This is a genomic window from uncultured Jannaschia sp. (assembly GCF_947494055.1).
In the GTDB taxonomy this organism is placed as follows: Bacteria; Pseudomonadota; Alphaproteobacteria; order Rhodobacterales; family Rhodobacteraceae; genus Jannaschia.
Genome location: NZ_CANLTR010000023.1, coordinates 32,237 through 51,371 on the forward strand (window position 1 = coordinate 32,237; position 19,135 = coordinate 51,371).

The 19,135-nt window shown below is 68.5% G+C and carries 20 protein-coding genes and 1 tRNA gene; 5 read left to right on the forward strand and 16 right to left on the reverse strand.

Going from position 1 to position 19,135, the window contains the following annotated elements; all coding sequences use genetic code 11:
• The first annotated feature begins 62 nt into the window (after positions 1-62).
• Positions 63-1,832, forward strand: a complete 1,770-nt coding sequence (locus Q1A87_RS15760; protein ID WP_299653248.1) for an acetolactate synthase 3 large subunit — start codon at positions 63-65, stop codon at positions 1,830-1,832.
• A gap of 70 nt (positions 1,833-1,902) precedes the next feature.
• Positions 1,903-2,469 (forward strand): acetolactate synthase small subunit, encoded by a 567-nt coding sequence (gene ilvN, locus Q1A87_RS15765; protein WP_299653251.1) that lies wholly within the window; start codon positions 1,903-1,905, stop codon positions 2,467-2,469.
• Here ilvN and coaD read toward each other — a convergent pair.
• From coaD to Q1A87_RS15785, 4 genes are all read right to left on the reverse strand, one after another.
• Positions 2,466-2,960 carry a pantetheine-phosphate adenylyltransferase gene (coaD, locus tag Q1A87_RS15770; RefSeq protein WP_299653254.1) on the reverse strand — a complete coding sequence of 165 codons (495 nt, stop codon included), beginning with the start codon at positions 2,958-2,960 and terminating at the stop codon, positions 2,466-2,468. The two genes, ilvN and coaD, sit on opposite strands and share 4 nt — an antisense overlap.
• A gap of 68 nt (positions 2,961-3,028) precedes the next feature.
• Positions 3,029-3,331: a hypothetical protein gene (locus Q1A87_RS15775; RefSeq protein WP_299653258.1), complete on the reverse strand. Its 303-nt coding sequence runs from the start codon at positions 3,329-3,331 to the stop codon at positions 3,029-3,031.
• An 8-nt stretch (positions 3,332-3,339) separates the two neighbouring features.
• On the reverse strand, positions 3,340-3,774 hold the full coding sequence (locus Q1A87_RS15780; protein ID WP_299653261.1) for a CBS domain-containing protein: 435 nt from the start codon (positions 3,772-3,774) through the stop codon (positions 3,340-3,342).
• Between the two features lie 84 nt (positions 3,775-3,858).
• Positions 3,859-4,206 (reverse strand): hypothetical protein, encoded by a 348-nt coding sequence (locus Q1A87_RS15785; RefSeq protein WP_299653264.1) that lies wholly within the window; start codon positions 4,204-4,206, stop codon positions 3,859-3,861.
• Between the two features lie 155 nt (positions 4,207-4,361).
• On the opposite strand from Q1A87_RS15785, the gene Q1A87_RS15790 reads away from it, so the two are divergent.
• The 3 genes from Q1A87_RS15790 to Q1A87_RS15800 all read left to right on the forward strand — a co-directional run bounded on the left by Q1A87_RS15790 (position 4,362) and on the right by Q1A87_RS15800 (position 6,949).
• Positions 4,362-5,105 (forward strand): hypothetical protein, encoded by a 744-nt coding sequence (locus Q1A87_RS15790; RefSeq protein WP_299653267.1) that lies wholly within the window; start codon positions 4,362-4,364, stop codon positions 5,103-5,105.
• Complete coding sequence (locus Q1A87_RS15795; RefSeq protein WP_299653270.1) at positions 5,102-6,298, forward strand: glycosyltransferase; 1,197 nt, start codon at positions 5,102-5,104, stop codon at positions 6,296-6,298. Before Q1A87_RS15790 ends, Q1A87_RS15795 begins: the two co-directional genes overlap by 4 nt.
• A gap of 69 nt (positions 6,299-6,367) precedes the next feature.
• Positions 6,368-6,949 (forward strand): L,D-transpeptidase, encoded by a 582-nt coding sequence (locus Q1A87_RS15800; protein WP_299653273.1) that lies wholly within the window; start codon positions 6,368-6,370, stop codon positions 6,947-6,949.
• A 74-nt stretch (positions 6,950-7,023) separates the two neighbouring features.
• Here Q1A87_RS15800 and Q1A87_RS15805 read toward each other — a convergent pair whose 3' ends face one another.
• The 12 genes from Q1A87_RS15805 to uppS form a co-directional block, all read right to left on the reverse strand.
• The gene (locus Q1A87_RS15805) at positions 7,024-7,944 is read right to left on the reverse strand and encodes a VPLPA-CTERM sorting domain-containing protein (RefSeq protein WP_299653276.1); all 921 of its coding nucleotides are present in this window, start codon (positions 7,942-7,944) and stop codon (positions 7,024-7,026) included.
• A gap of 34 nt (positions 7,945-7,978) precedes the next feature.
• A tRNA-Arg gene (locus Q1A87_RS15810) sits at positions 7,979-8,055 on the reverse strand.
• Between the two features lie 40 nt (positions 8,056-8,095).
• The gene (gene lpxB / locus Q1A87_RS15815; RefSeq protein WP_299653279.1) at positions 8,096-9,226 is read right to left on the reverse strand and encodes a lipid-A-disaccharide synthase; all 1,131 of its coding nucleotides are present in this window, start codon (positions 9,224-9,226) and stop codon (positions 8,096-8,098) included.
• On the reverse strand, positions 9,223-10,002 hold the full coding sequence (gene lpxI / locus Q1A87_RS15820) for a UDP-2,3-diacylglucosamine diphosphatase LpxI (RefSeq protein WP_299653282.1): 780 nt from the start codon (positions 10,000-10,002) through the stop codon (positions 9,223-9,225). Before lpxI ends, lpxB begins: the two co-directional genes overlap by 4 nt.
• A complete protein-coding gene (gene lpxA / locus Q1A87_RS15825; RefSeq protein ID WP_299653286.1) occupies positions 9,999-10,796 on the reverse strand; it encodes an acyl-ACP--UDP-N-acetylglucosamine O-acyltransferase in 798 nt (265 codons plus the stop codon). The genes lpxI and lpxA overlap by 4 nt, the downstream gene beginning before the upstream one ends.
• Positions 10,793-11,266 (reverse strand): 3-hydroxyacyl-ACP dehydratase FabZ, encoded by a 474-nt coding sequence (gene fabZ / locus Q1A87_RS15830; protein ID WP_299653289.1) that lies wholly within the window; start codon positions 11,264-11,266, stop codon positions 10,793-10,795. The genes lpxA and fabZ overlap by 4 nt, the downstream gene beginning before the upstream one ends.
• Before the next feature lie 37 nt (positions 11,267-11,303).
• On the reverse strand, positions 11,304-11,951 hold the full coding sequence (locus Q1A87_RS15835) for an OmpH family outer membrane protein (protein ID WP_299653292.1): 648 nt from the start codon (positions 11,949-11,951) through the stop codon (positions 11,304-11,306).
• Positions 11,951-14,242, reverse strand: coding sequence for an outer membrane protein assembly factor BamA (gene bamA / locus Q1A87_RS15840; protein ID WP_363323009.1), 2,292 nt, complete (start codon positions 14,240-14,242; stop codon positions 11,951-11,953). Before bamA ends, Q1A87_RS15835 begins: the two co-directional genes overlap by 1 nt.
• A gap of 314 nt (positions 14,243-14,556) precedes the next feature.
• Entirely contained in the window at positions 14,557-15,900 is a 1,344-nt protein-coding gene (gene rseP, locus Q1A87_RS15845) for an RIP metalloprotease RseP (RefSeq protein ID WP_299653298.1), read from the reverse strand.
• Positions 15,897-17,105, reverse strand: a complete 1,209-nt coding sequence (gene dxr / locus Q1A87_RS15850) for a 1-deoxy-D-xylulose-5-phosphate reductoisomerase (RefSeq protein WP_299653301.1) — start codon at positions 17,103-17,105, stop codon at positions 15,897-15,899. Before dxr ends, rseP begins: the two co-directional genes overlap by 4 nt.
• An 8-nt stretch (positions 17,106-17,113) precedes the next feature.
• On the reverse strand, positions 17,114-17,989 hold the full coding sequence (locus Q1A87_RS15855; protein ID WP_299653304.1) for a phosphatidate cytidylyltransferase: 876 nt from the start codon (positions 17,987-17,989) through the stop codon (positions 17,114-17,116).
• Entirely contained in the window at positions 17,986-18,738 is a 753-nt protein-coding gene (uppS, locus tag Q1A87_RS15860) for a polyprenyl diphosphate synthase (protein ID WP_299653307.1), read from the reverse strand. The genes Q1A87_RS15855 and uppS overlap by 4 nt, the downstream gene beginning before the upstream one ends.
• Positions 18,739-19,135: the final 397 nt, after the last annotated feature.

Consider the following 19,135-nt stretch of genomic DNA (forward strand, 5'->3'; position numbering starts at 1 on the left):
ACCATGTGCCCCCGGAGCTGACCCCTCCGGGGGTTTTTCGTGGAACGCAAAGGACGAAGGCAATGACCAAGAACATCGGTGGACGGCAGATGACCGGCGCGCAGATGGTCGTGAAGGCGCTCAAGGATCAGGGGGTCGACGCGGTATTCGGCTATCCCGGCGGCGCAGTCCTGCCGATCTACGACGAGATCTTCCAGCAGAACGAGATCCGGCACTTCCTTGTCCGTCACGAGCAGGCCGCCGTCCACGCCGCCGAGGGCTATGCCCGTTCGACCGGCAAGGTCGGTGTGGCACTCGTGACCTCCGGGCCGGGGGCGACGAACGCCGTGACCGGCCTCACCGATGCGCTGATGGATTCCATTCCGATCCTCGTCATCTCGGGCCAGGTTCCGACCTTCATGATTGGCTCGGACGCGTTCCAGGAGGCCGACACCGTCGGCATCACGCGGCCGTGCACCAAGCACAACTGGCTGGTGAAGGACACGGCGGACCTGTCGGGTGTCCTCCACGAGGCGTTCCACGTCGCGCGGTCCGGTCGGCCCGGCCCGGTCCTCGTCGACATCCCGAAGGACGTGCAGTTCGCCTCCGCCGGATACCTGCCGCCGACAAAGGTCTCCACCTCGCATTACCGGCCGCGCCTGCAGGGCGACCCGGTGGAAATCGAACGCTTGGTCGCGCTGATGGAAGGCGCGGAGCGGCCGGTCTTCTATACCGGTGGTGGCGTCATCAATTCCGGCCCCGAGGCGAGCCGGCTCCTGTGCGAGCTGGTGGAGTCGACGGGGTTCCCGATCACCTCGACCCTGATGGGGCTCGGCGCCTACCCGGCCTCGGGTGACAGGTGGCTCGGCATGCTCGGCATGCACGGCACCTACGAGGCCAACATGGCGATGCATGGCTGCGATCTGCTCATTAACGTGGGCGCGCGGTTCGACGACCGGATCACCGGGCGCATCGACGCGTTCTCGCCCAATTCGCGCAAGGTCCACATCGACATCGACCCGTCCTCCATCAACAAGGTCATCAAGGCCGATGTGCCGATCCTCGGCGATGTCGCGCATGTGCTGGAGGAGGCGCTGGCGCTCTGGAAGGCGCGGGGCAGCCGGACCAATGCGGGACCGCTGGGGGCCTGGCAGAAGCGCGTGCAGGAATGGCGCGACGTCCGCTGCCTCGACTTCAAGCAGGAGGGCGCAATCATCAAGCCGCAATACGCCGTCTCCCGCCTGGAGGCGCTGACCAAAGATCGCGACCGCTACATCTGCACCGAGGTCGGCCAGCACCAGATGTGGGCCGCGCAATACATGGGGTTCGAGGCGCCGAACCGCTGGATGACTTCCGGTGGCCTCGGCACGATGGGCTACGGCCAGCCGGCCTCGATGGGCGTGCAGGTCGCCCACCCCGAGAGCCTCGTCATCAACGTCGCGGGCGAGGCGTCGTGGCTGATGAACATGCAGGAGATGGGCACGATGGTGCAGTACCGCCTGCCGGTGAAGCAGTTCATCCTGAACAACGAGCGACTTGGCATGGTGCGCCAGTGGCAGGAGCTGCTGCACGGCGAGCGCTATTCGCAGAGCTGGTCGGAAGCGCTGCCGGACTTCGTGAAGCTCGCGGAGGCGTTCGGGGCGAAGGGCATCCGCTGTCAGGACCCTGCCGATCTCGACGACGCGATCACGGAGATGCTCGACCACGACGGGCCGGTGATCTTCGACTGCCTGGTCGAGAAGCACGAGAACTGCTTCCCGATGATCCCCTCGGGCAAAGCGCATAACGAGATGCTGATGGCCAACGCCAAGATGCAGGGCGCGATCAACGCGACGGGGGCGGTGCTGGTTTGAACGACGCGCGGCGGGCTTACCCTGCCGCGCAAAACGATGCAAAACGCGCTGACGCCGTACGGAGAGAGACATGCCGCCGCTAAAGCTGAAGAAAGGCTCCACCAGCCATTCCGCCTATAACCTTCGCCCGACCTTCTCGGACGTGCAGGAGCGGCATACGCTGGCGGTGCTGGTGGATAACGAGGCCGGCGTGCTCGCCCGGGTGATCGGGCTCTTCTCCGGACGTGGTTACAACATCGAGAGCCTGACCGTGGCCGAGGTGGATCACGAGGGGCACACGTCGCGGATCACCGTCGTCACGACCGGCACGCCGCAGGTGATCGAGCAGATCAAGGCGCAGGTCGGCCGGATCGTGCCGGTCCACGACGTTCGCGACCTCACCGTCGAGGGGAAGGCGGTGGAACGGGAGCTGGCGCTCTTCAAGGTGCAGGGGACGGGGGACAAGCGGATCGAGGCGCTGCGGCTGGCGGAGATCTTCCGCGCCAACGTGGTCGATTCCACACTCGACAGCTTCGTCTTCGAGATCACCGGGGATGTCGGCAAGATCGACGCCTTCGCGGAGCTGATGCGCCCAATCGGACTGGTCGAGATGGCACGGACCGGCGTCGCCGCACTCTCCCGGGGCGCGACGGTCTAGCGCGCGAACTTCGCGGAGAGCGCGCGGTCGACCTCCGGCGTCACGAAGGCGCCGACATCGCCGCCGAGCCGGGCGATCTCCTTCACGAGCTTGGACGCGATCGCCTGATGCTGCGCCTCGGCCATGAGGAACACGGTCTCGATCCGATCGTTGAGCTGCCGGTTCATGCCGACCATCTGGTACTCGTACTCGAAATCCGCCACCGCGCGCAGGCCGCGGACGATGATCTGCGCGCCCACATCGGCGGCGCAATCGATGAGCAGGTTCTCGAACGGATGGGTGACGATCTCGGTCCCGGTCTCCGCCGACCAGCGCGCGACCTCCGCTTCCACCATCGCCACGCGCTCGTCGAGCGGGAAGAGCGGACTCTTGTCGCGATTGATCGCCACGCCGATCACCAGCCGGTCCACCAGCGTGCAGGCACGACGGATGATGTCGAGGTGACCCAACGTGACCGGATCGAACGTGCCGGGATAGAGACCGGTGCGCATGGGCTACTCCCGCAACAATGTTGCGCGCTGCGTGCCATGCCGCTCGGAAGAGCGCAAGAGCCCGGGTCTCATGCCCGGACCTTGCCCCGCCAACGCAGGCTTTGCGCGTTGAGCGTCGCGAGATCGGCGCGGCCCGACAGGACGTCTTCGCCCAGGGCGACGGCCCGCGCGAGCACGTCATCCGGCGCATGGGCGTAAGCCGGTCGCCGCGCGATACTGTCGTACCAGACCCCGCCCGTGGCATGATCGAGAAGGATGCGCTGGAAGCAATGGTCGAGCCGGACGGGCCAGTCCGGACGCGCCGCCCGTGGCAGACGAACGCGCGTCAGGTCGAGCCACCGCGCCTCCAGCGCCGCGCGGTCGGGGGACACGGACCCGCTCAGGTCCCCGCGATCATCGATTCGAGTGCGTCCTTCTCCATCGACACCTCGCTCAGCCGCGCCTTCACGACATCGCCGAGGCTGATCAGCCCGATGAGAAGGTCGTCCTCCTCCACCGGCATGTGCCGGAACCGGCCTTCGGTCATGGCCGACAGGATCGCCTGGGCGTCGTCGCCGGGCGCGCAGGTCTTGAGCTCCGTCGTCATCAAGTCGCCGACGCTGCGCGTCAGGACCTCGCCCCCTTCGCGGCCGAGCTCGCGGACGATGTCGCGTTCCGACAGGATACCCTGCGCGCGTCGTCCGTCCTCGCTCACGACCAGCGCGCCGATCCGCCGCGCGGCCAGTTCGGCCACGGCGTCGGCGATGCTCGCCGACGGATCGATGGTGAGGACGCCCTTGTGCGCCTTCGAATTGAGGATCTGGGTGACGAACATCTGTGAGCTCCTCCGCAACGCCTGTGCGAAGCGTCGCGCCCCCACCCCCTCCTGTCAAGCGTCGGAGACCGGAACGCGGGCCGTCTAACGCAGGCGGAGGCCTCTGAGCGTCAGGACGGGACGGTTGATGCAGTTCTCGTGCGCCGCGACGACCGCGACTTCGCGCAACTGCCGCCATTCCGACGAGCTGGTCGGCCGGGGCCAGTCGTAGACGCTCTCGATCTGGCTCTCGTGGATCGTGACCAGCGGCGAGCCGCGCTCGACGAGCTGGCGCTGCTCGAACCGGGACTGGCCGCGCATCCGGCCCAGCACGATGACGTCGGCCAACGCAGCGACGTCGTCGCAGGTCGGCACGTGGGTGTCCGGATCGTGCCGTGGCCCGAACAGGCCGCAACCGCCAAGCAGCAGGAGGGAGAGGAGAAGAAACCGCACGCGGTCCTTCTGCCGGTCAATCGTTAGAAAAGCGTCAATCGGTCAAGGCGTCCACGCGTAGAGCTTCGCGCTGGAGACACTTGTGGAAACCCATGATCGCAATTCGGGCGGAAGCTCGATACGAACGCGAAAGGCACGAGTGATCGAATGGAAGCATGACGAATCCGGTGTTTCATGGAGCGGTCACGTTGACTGCGGTGCGCAGACCCGACCTGTTGGCACGAACCCTCGCGTCGTTCGCCGAAGCCCTGCGGCAAGGATTCCCGGTCGGTCCCGTGTTCGTCAATCTCGACCCGGTCATGGGCGATGCGCGGGCTCAGACGGAATGTCGCGACGTCGTGCGGGCGCATTTTCCTGAAGCCAAGATCGTCGAGCCCGAGACCGCGAGCTTTGGTGCGGCCGTGATACGCCTCTGGACGCGCGTACCGGACGGTCCGGTCCTGCATCTCGAGGATGACTGGACATGCCTGCACGAGATTGACCTCGATGCCGCCCGGCGTTTCTTGGATGGCAAGACGACGATGGTCTGTTTCAGAAACAACCACCACGGGCGCAAGGGAGAACGGGTCTACAGCGAGACGAGACACCGGTATCCGGTCCTGTGGGGTCTGCTGCATCGTAAACGACGCGTTCCGCTCTTCAATACCGGCCCGGCCCTTGCGGACGGTTCATTTCTTAGGGCCTGTGCCCTACGTATGGACGCGACGCTCGACCCCGAGAAGCAGATGCGACGACCGATGAACCCCGAACTCAACGACTGGTTGGAAAGATACCGCTGCCGTTTCCTGAAGGCGCCGGACGGAGGGCTGCTTCTGACGGACGATGGCCGGGAATGGCGCGCGGCCCGCGGGCTCGACAAGCACGTCGCGGATGGCCGGTCCGTCTGGTCCTCCCGATGAGCGATCCCCGCGTCTGTCTCTTCGTCGGGACCCATCCCCTGCCCGGCCAGACCTTCGTGAACCGGCATATCGAGCATATGTTCGGCGGTAATACCTGTGTGATCTCCACCGACGCGGCCTCGGGCGAGAACCCCTATGGCAAGGCGATACACAATCTCTCGGCTTCGCGCGACCGTGGGCTTGCCGCGCTCCTCGCTTTGCCCGAGCGGCTTCGGAACCAGGCCCGGTTCGGAACCTCCCACGTCCCGTTCGGTCGCGGTAAGGAAGCGCTGCGACGGTTCATCCGGGAGGAACGCGTGGATATCGTCCTGTGCGAGTTCGGCAGCCGCATCGCCAAGATCGCGCCGCTCGCCGCGGAGATGGACGTGCCCTGCTACGCATATTTCCGGGGCCGCGACGCCACGGAGGAGCTGCGCAAGCCGCGGCGCCTGCGAGGCTACCGCAATCTCCTGCCGCTCCTGGACGGCATCTTCGCGGTCAGCGAGTTCCTCCTTCAGGAGCTTGCCGCCGCGGGTCTGACGCATCCGAATGCGCATGTCGTGCCGTCCGGCGTCGATATCCGAAGGTTCCGTCCGGGCGACAAGACGCCCCGGTCCTGCGTGATGGTCGGGCGCATGGTGGAGAAGAAGTCCCCCCTGACCACATTGCGCGCCTTCGCCGACGCCACGCAGGGAATGCCGGACGCGCATCTGCAGGTGATCGGGGACGGCCCGCTTCTGGCGCCGACCAAAGCCCTCGCGGCGGAACTCGGGGTTACGGATCGCGTGACCTTCGAGGGCGCCCTTCCCCACGACCGTGTCCGGGAAGCGCTCGCGCGATCCGAAGTCTTCCTGCAACATTCCGTGGTGGGCCCGTCCGGCGATGCCGAAGGGCTCCCGACCGCCATTCAGGAGGCGCTGGCCTGCGGCTGCATCGTCGTCTCGACCCGCCACGCCGGCATTCCGGAGGCGGTCGATCACGGCGTGAACGGCTGGCTGTCCGAGGAACACGATCTCGCGGGCTTCACCGACCAGTTGCACCGCGCGCTGAGTGGCGACCAGTCCGGGATGACCCGCGCCGCCCGCGCGACGGCGGAAGCCCGGTTCGACAACGACGTCCTGCTGCGACGGGTCGAGACGGAACTTCGCCGGGCCGTGACGGCGCATCGGAACGGGGCGGGCCGCGGCAGAAATGCCATGCCCCCGCAAACGTGATCGTAACCGAGCTTAAACCTTCCCGTCGGCATTGCTACCATGAACGAAGTCCCTGAAGGAGCGATCCGCATGACGAACCGTCGCACCCTGATCCTGTCCGCCGCAGCCGCGCTCGCCGCGCCGGCGCTCGCGCGCGCCCAGTACACGGCAGAGGATTTCGGTGGCGTCACCGGGCCGACCAGCACGCGCCGAAACGCCTCGAGCTTTCAGGTCATCAATTGGCAGGACCATTTCGACACGCTCGGAGCGGCCACGATCATCGCCGACACGACGTCCCGCGCCCTGCATTTCTGGTCGGGGGACGGGTCGCTCTACAGGCTCTACCCGACCTCCGTGCCGATGACGGACGAGCTCACGCGGCGCGGCTATTCGGAGATCGTCCGAAAGGCCGTCGCGCCGAGCTGGACGCCGACCGCGAACATGCGCGAGCGCAATCCCGAACTGCCGATCACGGTCGAGGGCGGGGCGCTCGACAATCCGCTCGGCACCCACGCGATGTATCTCGACTGGCCGGCCTACCTGATCCACGGCACGCACGATACGCGCAAGATCGGCCGGCGCTCCTCCTCCGGCTGCATCGGGCTGTACAACGAAAAGATCGCGGAGCTCTACGCGTTGACCCCGATCGGGGCGCAGGTCCGCCTGATCTGACAATTCCGGAGATGCAAATGCATGACGGGCGGCCCAGCAGGCCGCCCGTATGCAATTTCTCACATAGGGCCGGTTCAGCCCTTGCGACGCCCCATGGCGGCGAGCCCGCCGATCCCGGCGATCAGCATCCAGGCCGCGGCAGGAAGCGGCACCGGCGAAGGGGTCGGCGTGTCGTCGTAGGAGACGGTGATCTTCTTCATCTTCCAGTCGTCGTCGGACTGATAGGCACCGATCGCGAAGACCGTGTTCGTGTAGTCGTTCTGGAAGTCGTAGTTCGAGAAGAAACCATTGCCGATGCGCGCATACCCCTCGTAGGTTTTCTCGTCACCGGTGAAGAGCCCGAAGTGGTCATTGGTGTCGACATAGGAGAACTTCAGCGTGTCGAGGCGAACCGCCTTGCTGAAGCTCAGGACGATCGCCTCGTTCTTCAAGAAGCCATCGACCTCGTGGTTGTCGCCCCAATAGCTCTTTACGCCCAGACCGTAATCATAGCTCTGCGTGCCGACCGTCTCGGCTCCGAACGCATAGGTCTTGGTGCCGTGATCATACGAGTACGTGGCCGCGGTCACGTTCAGCGTGAGGTCACCCTGCGTGTACGTACGGACAGCCTGTGTATCGGAACCGCCATTCGAAAGATCGAAGGTCTGGGTCGCGGCATGGGCCGCCCCGGCAAGTCCGAGAGACGCGGTGGCGGCGAGAAGGATGGAACGCAACATGAAATAATTCCTCGTTTCAAAATGGTCTTGTGTGCTTGGCACGAAATGGTGCCACTCTGGCCGATCGACCCGTCCCGTCCGGCGCTGGCGAGTGAACCTTTCATACCCAATCGAAACGAATAAAAACATCCGGATATCGGGCAATTGGTTAACTCCGATCGACACCGCCTGTGGGCGGGGCTCAGCGGACGATGTCCTGACAGGGCGGTCGCACCCTCGTTGCCACCACGCCACGAACGCGATGCGCAGGCCGAACGCGTCGCCACGATACGGCGCCACCGCAGGATTCGCCGAACACCGAGCCGAGGGAAACTGGCGCACCCATCAGGATTCGAACCTGAGACCTCTGCCTTCGGAGGGCAGCGCTCTATCCAGCTGAGCTATGGGTGCTCCGAGAGGCGGGATAGACGCGATGGACGCGCCCCGCAAGTCACTTCGACAGATGCGCCATGACCGAGCGCGCCGCGCGCAGGCCCGGTGCCGCGCCTCCGCGGCCGAGCGCCGTCATCGCGCCGTCGAGCGCTGCCGCCTGGGCGTCCCGTTCCGAGGGCACCGAGATCAGCCGCGCGAAAGCCTCCCCGACCGGGCCGGGCCGGCAGGCGGGGCCGAGGAACTCGGGCACGACCTTGCGGCCCGCGATCAGGTTGACGAGCGTCACCGTGTCGACCTTCAGCATGCGGCTGACGATCTGTCGGCTGAACCAGTTCATGTCGTAGGCGATCACCATCGGCGTGCCGGCCGCCGCGAGTTCGAGGCTGACCGTCCCCGAGGCCGCGAGCGCCGCACGGGCCGCGCCGAAGGCCGCGCGCTTCCGGACCGGGTCCGTCACAAGCATCGGGTCGCCGGGCCATGTGCGGATCAGGTCGCGGACGGTCTGTTCCAGATGCGGGACGGCCGGCACGGCGACACGCGTGCCCTCGGGCAGGCGTTCCAGCGCCGCGCCGAAGATCGGGGCGAGCCGTGTCACCTCGCCCCGGCGCGACCCCGGCAGGACGAGCGCGACCTCGCCCCCCGCCTCGGCGCGGAACGCCGCGCGTTCGGCCTCGCTCGCCTGCGGGTCCGCCACGACCGGATGACCCACGAAGTCGCAGCTCATGCCCGCGGCCTCCATGAAGGGCGGCTCGAACGGCAGGAGCGCCAGGACATGGTCCACGACGCGCGCCATCTTCGCCGCCCGTCCGGCCCGCCAGGCCCAGACGGAGGGCGCGACGTAGTGGATCGTGGGGAGGTCAAGGCGCGCCGCACGGGCCTTCCGCGCGACGCGGAGGCAGAAATCCGGGCTGTCGATCGTGACCAGCGCGTCGGGGCGCAGGTCGGCGATGGCGGCGACGGCGGCGTCGCGACGGCGGAACAGGTCGGGCAGACGGGGCACCACCTCGGCCAGTCCCATCACCGACAACGTCTCCATCGGGAACAGGCTCTCGAAGCCCTCGGCGATCATCTCCGGTCCGCCGATCCCGTGCAGTTCGACCCCCGGCTCGAGCGTCCGCAGACCCCGGATCAGCGCCGCGCCCAGTCGGTCGCCCGACGACTCGCCCGCAATCAGGAACAGCCGCGTCATGCGGGCGCGAGGAACAGGCCCGTCGCCGCAAGCCGATGGCGCAACGCATCCGGGTCGAGGACCAGCACGTCGCCCGCCGCCACGGCGATCCCCGCGAGCCCGGCCTGGGCCGCGCGTGTCACGGTCTCCGGCCCGATCGTGGCCATGTCGATCCGCCGGTCCTGCCCGGCCTTGGCCGCCTTGTAGAGCACGCCGCCCCCGGGGCGGCCCTCAATACGGCCAAGGCTTTCGAGCATCCAGTCCGTTCCCGGCATCGCCTCTACCGCCAGCACCTGCCCGCGCGCCACGACGCAGCCCTGTCCGACATCGAGCGGCGCAAGCGCGCGATGCACGGCCACGGCACGGGCGATGTCGGCGCGGTCGCGCTCGGACGGCGCGCCGACGTTCGGCACGTCGAGAAGGCCGGGGGCGAGATCCTGCGGCGCGACGATTCTGAGCCCCGCCTCCTCGAAGAAGGCGATCACGGTGCGGAGCGCGGCGTCATCCCCCTGCCCGAGCGCCTGCATCATCCGCGGCACGAGCGGCACCGTCGCCATGTCGAGCGCCGACGGGTTGAGTTCGGGCCGGGCGATGCGGCCGGCGAAGCAGACCTCCGACACGCCCTCCGCCCGCAGCGTGGCGATCAGGCTTCCCAACGTCTCGACGCGGAACGGCACGGAGGCGAGCCCCTCCGGTGCGAAGCCCTCGAGATGCCACGCGCGCCAGTCCCGCCCTGCCAGCGCGGCGGCGAGCGTCGCGGGCAGGCGACCCGCCCCCGCGATCAGGGCGAGGTTCATTTCGGGACCAGAAAGCTGCGATCCGAGGCGCCGGTGATGAAGGCGACCATGCGGCGCACATAGTCGCTTCCGGTCTCGTCGCCCAGCCGACGCGCCCGCTCGACGAAGGTCCCCTCCCCCTGCTTCAGGGTCAGCAGCGCGATGCGCAGCGCCTGGATGTCCTCCCGCGCCACCCCCCGGCGCTTCAGCCCGACGAGGTTGAGCCCGTCGAGCTCCGCCCGCGGTCCGGCGACGAGCCCGTAGGGCACGACGTCGTTCGTCACCATGCTGAGCGCGCCGATGATCGCGCCTTGCCCGATCCGCACCCATTGGTGGATACCCGACAGGCCGCCGATGATGACGTCGTCCTCCACCTGGCAATGACCCGCGACCGCGCTCTGGTTCACGATGATCACCCGGTTCCCGATCCGGCAATCATGCGCGACGTGGCAACCGGCCATGAAAAGCCCGTCATCGCCCACCACCGTCTCGCCGCCGCCGCCGGCCGTGCCGGGATTCATCGTGACGTGCTCGCGGATGCGGTTGCGCGCGCCGATGATGAGCTTCGTCCGCTCACCGGAGAACTTGAGGTCCTGCGGCACCTCGCCGATCGAGGCGAAGGGAAAGATCACGCTGCCCGCGCCCACGTCGGTCCAGCCGGTGACGACGACATGGCTGCGCAGCTCGACATCCGCCCCGAGCGTCACGTCCGCGCCGACGATGCAGAACGGGCCCACGACCGCACCGGCGCCGATGGTGGCGCCGTCCTCGACGATGGCGGAGGGATGGACCCGCGCGGTGGGGTCGACGCTCACGCCCCGGCCTTCGCGGCGTCCTTCGACAGGTCGATCATCGCCGCGAACTCGGCCTCGGCCGCGACCTCGCCCTCGACGCGCGCTATGCCGTGGAAGCGCCAGACCTTGCCGCCGGGCTTGCCGCGCGTGACGTCGACCTGCATCTCCAGCACGTCACCGGGCACCACCTTGCGGCGGAACTTGGCCTTCTCGATCGACATGAAGTAGATCAGCGCCTCGCGGTCGATCAGATCGTTGCTGATCCCGACGAGGACGCCGGTCGTCTGCGCCATCGCCTCGATGATGGCCACGCCCGGCATGATCGGGGTGCCGGGGAAATGACCCTGGAAATACGGCTCGTTGGCGGTGACGTTCTTGATGCCCACGGCGGACGTGTTCGCCACGATGTCCCGGACCCGGTCGACCAGGAGGAAGGGATACCGGTGCGGAATGATCCGCTGGATCAGCTGAATGTCGGCTTCGGTCGTCATCGGCCCCCCTGTGCCCCCCTGTCTGGCGCCGCCGGTCCTAGCCCGGGTCCGGACGCGGGGCAACAGGTTCGGGCTCCGCGCCCGGCGCCGGCGATCCCTCGCCCGACGGCGGCCGCGGCCGCGGCGCCATCGGGCGCAGGCCCGCGCCGTCGCCCAGGGCGGCGTCGATCCGCGCCTGCGCACGCGCCGTGATGTCGATTTCGTCGGCCGAGGCGATGGCGAACCGCTTGTCGAGGATCACCAGCGCGTCGGCCTCCCGCGCCAGTTCGACAAGGATCGGATTGGCCTGCTCCAGGAACAGCGCCTGCGCGCGCTCGGTCTGCTGGGCGATGGCGCGGGCCTTCGCGTCCTGCGCCTGCCGGATGGCGGTGACGCGGGTGTCGAACTCGGCCGCCAGTTCGCGGAAGGCGTCGGGCTCCATCGTCTCGCGCCGCGCGGTCAGCGCCCGCTCCTCGGCTTCGAGCTCGGATTCGAGACGCCGGTTCTCGGCCGCGAGATCGTTGGAGGCCGCCTCGACATCGGCGGCGACGCGGCGGCCGAAGGCGCTGCGCGCGTAGAGCGCATCGCGGTCGAGCACGACGACGGGGGAGCTCGGCACGGCCGCGGGCGGCTCCGCAACGGGAAGCGCGTCCTGCGCGACGGCGGGCCCCGCCGCCAGCGCCGCAGCGAGCAGCAGGGCGCGCATCAGAACCGCGTCTGGATCGTCAGGTCGAAGTTCTGATCCAGGTCGTAATCCCGCTTGCGGATCGCGCGGGTGAAGTTGAACCGCAGCGGTCCGATCGCCGTGTCCCACAGGACGCCCACGCCGACGGCGGAGTTCAGGTAGAAGTCGTCGTCGATCGGGATCGGCCCGGAGGCGGAGGTGTCGTCGAGCCCCCAGACGGAGCCGGCATCGACGAAGGTCGCGCCGGTCACGCCGTATTCCTCGGGGATGAGGCCGATCGGGAACTGTGCCTCCAGCCGTGCGGCGAGGAAGGTGTTGCCGCCGAGCGCGTCGTCCGAGAAGTTCAGGTCGCGCGGTCCGATGCCGCCGGCCTCGAAGCCGCGGATGATCGACTGGTTGTTGAAGAAGCGGTTCGATTCCCGCGAATTGCCGTCGCGCAGGTTGACCAGCGTACCGCCCTCCAGCGTCGCGTTCAGGATGACCTCCTCGTTGCGCACCGTCCGTTGCGCGGTGGTCGCGAAGGTCGTCTGCACGTATTCCTCGTCGCCGCCGACGCCGGCGAATTCCTGACCGAAGCGCAGCCGGTAGCCGCGCGTCGGGTCGAGTCCGCGCCCGATCGTGCTGTAGGTCCAGCTGTAGCCGACGAAGGAAGTCACTGCTTCGCCCTCGTCCTCGAGCAGGATGGGCGAGAGCTCGACCCCGTCGCGCGCGTCGAGCTCGTCGCGCTTGATCCCGTAATAGAGGCCAAGCCGGCTGAACTCGCCGGACGGGAAGTCGATCCCCGTGCGGAAGCCCGCGATCCGGCTGTCGAAGGTCAGGTTGTCCTGCGAGTTGCGGGTGTAGAAGACCGAGAGGCTGAGGGCGAGGTCGCGGTTGAGGAAGTACGGCTCGATGAAACTGATCTGCGAGCTCGAATTGTCCGAGGCGGTGTCGATGTCGAAGTTCAGCGTCTGCCCGCGGCCGAGGAAGTTCGACTCCGAGAAGTTGAAGGCGACGCCCGCGCCGCGCTGCACCGAGTAGTTCACCCCGAAGCCGAGCGCGCCGGTCGGCTGCTCCTCCACGTCGACGTCGAGGATAACCTGCTCTTCGGTGGAGCCCTCGCGGGCCGTCACATCCGCTTGTGCGAAATAGCCGAGCGCGCGGATGCGATCGGCGGCGGCGCGGATCTCGCGCGGGTTGAACGGGTCGCCCTCCACAGTCGCGAATTCGCGCCGGATCACCCGGTCGAGCGTCGTGGCGTTGCCCTCGATGTCGATACGCTCGACGAAGACGCGCGGCCCGCGCTCGATCACGAAGGTCGTGTTGATCGTCAGGTCGCTCGGGTTGCGGCTGAACTCGGGGCGCACGCGGATGAAGGTCCGGCCCTGCTGCGTGGCCAGCAGCTCGAGCCGTTGCACCGTCCGGTCGATCGCCTGCGGCGTGAAGAGATCGCCGGGACCGACGCGGATCTCGGACTGGTACCGGGCGAGGTCGATCTCCGGCAGCACGGAGGTGGCGCCGACCCGGCCGAAGCGGAATTGCTGCCCCTCCTGGATGCGGAAGGTCAGGAAATAGGCGTCGCGGTCGGGCGAAAGCTCCGGCGTGGCCGAGAGGATCTGGATGTCGGCATAGCCGCGCGACAGGTAGAAGTCGCGCAGGAGCTGCGTGTCCACCGCGACCCGGTCGGCGACGAAGGTGTCCGACCGGATGATCGCGCGGAACAGACCGGCCTGTGTCGTCTCGAGGACACGGCGCAGGCGGCGGCCCGAGAAGGCGCGGTTGCCGACGAAGCTGATCCGCTCGATCTCCGCGACGCGCCCCTCGGCCACCTCGAAGACGAGGTCGACGCGGTTCTCGCTGCGCTCGATGATCCTGGGCTGCACCGTCGCCGAAAGCCGACCGCCCAGCGTATAGGCCTCGGTGATGGCGGCGGCGTCCTGTTCGGCCAGGGCCGGGTTGTAGACCCGCCGCTCCTGACTCTGGATCACGGTATAGAGCGCGTCGTCGGGGATGCGCGCATTGCCCTCGATGGAGACGCGGTTGATGGTCGGGAACTCCTCCACCATGACCACGAGGCGATTGCCCTGCGGCATCAGGTCGACGCTCCGGAACAGACCGGAAGCCTGCAACTGCTGGTAGCCGGCGTTGAGCTCGCCCGCGGTGATCGGCTGGCCCGGCGTGACGCCGAGATTGGAGAGGATCGACGCGGTCTCGATCCGGGTGTTGCCCTGCACCTCGAAGCTGGTGAAATTGTAGGTCTGCGCCAGCGCCGCCCCGGTCAGGGCGACCGCGCCGAGAAACGCGAGAAGCGTCAGCCGAAGCGCGCGCCACACCGCCAGAATGCGAGCCGAAGCCCTACGACCGGCCCCTGCAAAGGCCCTGCCCCGTCCGCTCATGTCCGTCCGCCCCGATCTCGGTCTTATTGCCGTCGGTCCTACCGGGTGGTCCGGATCATGTCAAAGCTCGCAGGGCCGTGAACGGGAACCTGTGGCCGCGAAGTCAGCCCGCCTTGCAAGACGCCCCGGAGACCATCGAAGGGCAGGCAGTCCGTGCCGCATCCTTCGTTTGCAGACATTCCCGACGCCCGTGCGGGGTCGCGGCCGCATCGCACCCGAGCGGCTCCGCGGGGCGGACCCGTTCGGCATGGTCAGCAGAAGATGTCGTTCCAGAGCGCGAAGACCATCAGCGCGCCCATCATCGCGATCCCCGCCGTCATCAGCACGCGGACCGCCCCGTCCGAGGGCGGCCGGCCGCGCACCGCCTCGTAGGCATGGAACACGAGATGTCCGCCGTCGAGCACCGGGATCGGGAACAGGTTGAGCATGCCCACCGCGGCCGAGAGGCCGGCGATGAACCACACGAAGGTCTCGAAGCCCTGGCTCGCCGCCGCGCCGGAGGTCTCGGCGATGCCGATGGGCCCCGACAGGTTGCAGGTGCTGATCTGCCCGGTGACGATGTGGCCCAGCGCCGAGATCGAGGAGGTCAGGATGAACCATGTCTGGCTGACGCCGTAGCTCAGCGCCTCCAACGGCCCGGCTCGTTCGGTCACCGGCTCGAAGAACAGGCCACCGCTGATCCCGATCAGGTAGCGCGTCTCGAACCCGCCATCGGCCAGCGGCAGCGCCATGCTCCGCGGCGTGACGGTGAAGTCGAGCGTCTCGCCCCCGGCCCCGTCCGGGCGCCAGACCTCCACGACCATCGGGGCGCCGTCCGCCGCGCGGGTCGCGGCCTGCAGGTCCTGAAACGAGCCCACCGGCACGCCGTCCATCGCGACGATCACGTCGCCGCCGCGGATGCCCACGTCCCAGGCAGCCGAGCGCGGCTGCACCTGCGCCGCCCGGGCGGGCATCGGCGGCGCGGCCTCGACCGCGATCTCGGCCCCGTCGCGGCGGATTTCGTAGGGCAGCGTCGCGCCGTCCGGCTGCTCGGCCGCGACGTTCGCGAGATCGCCGATCGTGTCGACGGGGACGTCGCCGATGGCGAGGATCTCGTCGCCCGGCTGCAGCGTCTCGATCCCCGGCGGAAGCGCCACGAGCTCGCCCACGACGGGGCGGTCCACCGCGCGTCCGAGCACGAGGACGAAGCCCGCGAAGATCAGGATCGACAGGATGAAGTTGAAGGCCGGCCCCGCGGCGACGGTGGCCGCCCGCCGCCAGAGCGCCGCGCCGGTCATCGTCTGCGCCCGCTCCTCCGGCGAGAGCGACAGCATTTCCACGTCCGCGACGACCGAGGTCGCGTCCGCGTCGCCCCGGAACTTGACGTACCCGCCCAGGGGCAGCGCCGCGAGCTGCCACTGCGTCCCGTGCCGGTCCATCTTCGACCAGATCACCGGGCCGAACCCGACCGAGAACACGTCGGCCTTTATGCCGCACCAGCGGCCGACGATGTAATGCCCGTATTCGTGGATCGCGACGATCACCGACAGCGCCACGACGAAAGCCAGCAGCGTCCAGATCGCGCCGCCGAATTCGGGGAGGAAGGAGGCGATCATGGCATCTGTCCTGCGCGTCTCGGGGTCTCGTACGTGCCGGCCAGGTCGGCCGCACGGTCGCGGGCGAGCCGGTCGGCCTGCAGCACCATATCGAGCGTCGGCCCTTGAGCTTCAAGGCAACCCTCGGCCGCCATCCGGTCGAGCACCCGTTCCACGAGCGGCGCCATTTCCGTGAACGGCAGCCGGCCGCCAATGAAGAGATCGAGCGCAACCTCCTTCGCGGCGTTGAACGCCGCCCCCGCGAGGCCGCCCGTCGCCATCACCCGCTCGGCCAGCGCGAGCGCCGGGTAGCGCGCGGGATCGGGCGCCGCGAAATCGAGCCGCGCGACCGCCGCAAGGTCGAGCCGCGCCACCGGCAGATCCTGTCGCGTGGGCCAATGCAGCGCATGACCTATGGCGTGGCGCATGTCGGGGGCGCCGAGATGCGCCATCATCGCCCCGTCGCAGAACTGCACGAGCGCGTGGATCAGGCTCTGCGGATGGACGATCGTCTCGATCCGCTCGGGGGGAAGGCCGAAGAATTCGTGCGTCTCAATCAGCTCCATCGCCTTGTTGAACATCGAGGCGGAGTCGATCGTGATCCGCTGCCCCATGTCCCAGTTCGGATGCGCCCCGGCCTCCGCGGGCGTGGCGTGGGGCAGCCGCGCCAGCGGCCAGTCGCGCAGCCCCCCGCCCGACGCGGTGATGACCACCTTCTCGACCGTGGCGATATCCTCGCCGCGGAGCGCCTGGAACACGGCGGAATGCTCGCTGTCCACCGGCAGGATGGTGGCGCCGTGCCGCGCGGCCTCCGCCATCAGGATGGGCCCGGCGCAGACGAGGCTCTCCTTGTTGGCGAGCGCAAGCACCGTGCCGTGGCGCAGCGCGCGCAGTCCCGGCGGCAGGCCCGCCGCGCCGACGATCGCCGACATGATCCAGTTTGCCGGCCGGTCCGCCGCCTCGAGAAGCGCGGCCTCCCCCGCCGCCGCCTCGACGCCGCTTCCGGCGAGGCGCGCACGCAGGTCGTGCAAGCGTTCGGGATAGGCCGTCACCGCGATCCCGGCCTTCAGGCGGATCGCGTCGGCGGCGAGCCGGTCGACATTCGCCCCACCCGTCAGCGCCACGACCTCGTAGGCCGAGGGGGCCCGCGCGATCAGGTCGAGCGTGCTCTGCCCGATGCTGCCGGTCGCTCCGAAGATCGAGACCCGACGACGGTCTGCCTGCATGGCCCCCGTCATCCGACCCCGGGGACAGGCGGGAACTCGGACAGCGCGTCGATCACGAGGAGCATCAGCGCCGCGCCGAGCATCGCGTCGAACCGGTCGAAAAGCCCGCCATGCCCCGGCAGGAGCTGCGAGCTGTCCTTCACGCCCATCTTCCGCTTCACCGCCGATTCCGCGATGTCGCCCATCTGCGCCATCATCGCCAGCGCGACCGAGATGCCGATCACCTCGTAGCCCGCATCCTGCCAGACGAGCCAGATCCAGCCCACGAGCGCCGCGCCGACCCAGCCCGCGATGGTGCCCGACCACGTCTTCTTCGGGCTGACCTTCGGCCAGAATTTCGGCCCGCCCAGCATCCGGCCGGCGAAGTACCCCGCCACGTCCGACATCACCACGACGGAAATCAGCCACAGCATCCAGGGCAGGCCGAACGTCGTCAGGAGCTGCGTGAGCGACAGGCCCGACAGCACGATCGCCGCCGAGAAGGCGACCATGATGCGGCGGTGGTTGCGGATGAACGCGATTCCCGCCATCGGCACGAGCATCAGGAGCGGCAGCCCGAAGCCCACCGGCACGACGTTGGCGAGGAACAGCGCGCCGCCCCCCACGCCCGCCATCAGCTTGGCGCGCTTCGGCCCGCAGCGCAGCATCGTGGCGAGCTCCCACAGCATCAGCCCGACGCAGACCGAGATCAGGACGACGAAGATCACCCCGCCGATCCAGATCGCCGCCCCGCCGATGACGAACAGGAACCCCGCCGTCGCCAGGCGCGGAACCAGATCCTGGAACCGCCCCGCGAGCTTCGGCTCGATCGGCGGCTCCAGGGCGAAATCGAAGAGCGGCGGCTCTTCCTCCGGATCCTGCGGCGCGGGGTCGCGATCGCTCACGCGCGGACCCCGCCGTAGCGCCGCTCCCGCATGCCGTAGCGCGACAGGATCGCCTCGAAGCAATCCCGCGTGAAATCGGGCCAGAGCGTGTCGACGAACTCGTATTCCGCGTAGGCGGACTGCCAGAGCAGGAAGTTGGAGATCCGCGCCTCGCCGCTGGTGCGGATCACGAGGTCGGGGTCGGGAAGGACATGCGTGTCGAGATAGCGCGGCAGCGTCTGGTCGGTAATGCTCTCGGGGTCGAGCCGCCCGGAGGCCACGTCGCGGGCAAGGCGCTTGGTCGCCCGCGCCACTTCGTCCCGGCCGCCGTAATTGAGCGCCACGGTCAGGTTCACCCGCGTGTTGTGCGCGGTCAGCGCCTCGATCATGTCCATCAATGCGCGCAGCTTGGCGTCGAGCTGCAGCCGGTCGCCGATGAAGCGCACCCGCGTCCCCTGCCGCAACAGCGTGTCCGCCTCCGTCTGGATGTAGCGCCGGAACAGCGACATCAGGCCCGAAACCTCGTCCTGCGTGCGCTTCCAGTTCTCGGTCGAGAAGGCGAAGACGGTGACGTATTCGACGCCCAGATCCGGGCAGGCCGCCACGATCTCGCGCACCCGTCGCGCGCCGGCGCGGTGGCCGAGCAGGCGCGGCCGTCCCCGACGCTGCGCCCAGCGCCCGTTGCCGTCCATGATGATCGCGACGTGACGCGGGCCCGGGCCCGCCGGCGCGGCGAGAACCGGATCGAGAATCTGGGTCGGGATTGCCATCTGGCCTGTCTCTCCTTGCCGTGACGTCGGCGGAAGTCCGGGTGGTCTATCACGCATGACGCCCGATGTCCCGGTCGGGGTCCTCCGATCTTCGAGCTAGCCCGGGATATGTTTCCGATTGGTAACCAAAGCGATCACGCCGGCATGATTCCGGGGAGGCGCGGCCGCCGGCCCGGCCGGGTGGGACCGTGTCGGAACGGCTCGGGAACGCGCCGTGGGCGGGGTCAGGATCACCTCGTCGGTCCGCATCGTGCGTCGCCTCCCAATGGCGGCCCTTCGCCCGAGCCCGGACGCATCCCGGGTTCCGCCCTCTGCCGTCCCGGACGGTCCGGGCGCATCCGGGGCTCCGCCCTTTGACGCCCCGAACAGTCCACCGGACTGTCCGCCGTCCTTCGGA

What these genes read in the sequence shown, in the direction of transcription:
- rseP (WP_299653298.1), bottom strand. Translation starts at nt 15,900, where the DNA reads ATGATCGCCTCCTTCCTCCCCGAATTCGGCGGCGCGATCTGGACGCTG.
- Q1A87_RS15795 (WP_299653270.1), top strand. Translation starts at nt 5,102, where the DNA reads ATGAGCGATCCCCGCGTCTGTCTCTTCGTCGGGACCCATCCCCTGCCC.
- Q1A87_RS15780 (WP_299653261.1), bottom strand. Translation starts at nt 3,774, where the DNA reads ATGTTCGTCACCCAGATCCTCAATTCGAAGGCGCACAAGGGCGTCCTC.
- Q1A87_RS15760 (WP_299653248.1), top strand. Translation starts at nt 63, where the DNA reads ATGACCAAGAACATCGGTGGACGGCAGATGACCGGCGCGCAGATGGTC.
- lpxI (WP_299653282.1), bottom strand. Translation starts at nt 10,002, where the DNA reads ATGAACCTCGCCCTGATCGCGGGGGCGGGTCGCCTGCCCGCGACGCTC.
- fabZ (WP_299653289.1), bottom strand. Translation starts at nt 11,266, where the DNA reads ATGACGACCGAAGCCGACATTCAGCTGATCCAGCGGATCATTCCGCAC.
- uppS (WP_299653307.1), bottom strand. Translation starts at nt 18,738, where the DNA reads ATGGCAATCCCGACCCAGATTCTCGATCCGGTTCTCGCCGCGCCGGCG.
- lpxB (WP_299653279.1), bottom strand. Translation starts at nt 9,226, where the DNA reads ATGACGCGGCTGTTCCTGATTGCGGGCGAGTCGTCGGGCGACCGACTG.
- Q1A87_RS15800 (WP_299653273.1), top strand. Translation starts at nt 6,368, where the DNA reads ATGACGAACCGTCGCACCCTGATCCTGTCCGCCGCAGCCGCGCTCGCC.
- coaD (WP_299653254.1), bottom strand. Translation starts at nt 2,960, where the DNA reads ATGCGCACCGGTCTCTATCCCGGCACGTTCGATCCGGTCACGTTGGGT.
- Q1A87_RS15835 (WP_299653292.1), bottom strand. Translation starts at nt 11,951, where the DNA reads ATGCGCGCCCTGCTGCTCGCTGCGGCGCTGGCGGCGGGGCCCGCCGTC.
- Q1A87_RS15790 (WP_299653267.1), top strand. Translation starts at nt 4,362, where the DNA reads ATGACGAATCCGGTGTTTCATGGAGCGGTCACGTTGACTGCGGTGCGC.
- dxr (WP_299653301.1), bottom strand. Translation starts at nt 17,105, where the DNA reads ATGCAGGCAGACCGTCGTCGGGTCTCGATCTTCGGAGCGACCGGCAGC.
- ilvN (WP_299653251.1), top strand. Translation starts at nt 1,903, where the DNA reads ATGCCGCCGCTAAAGCTGAAGAAAGGCTCCACCAGCCATTCCGCCTAT.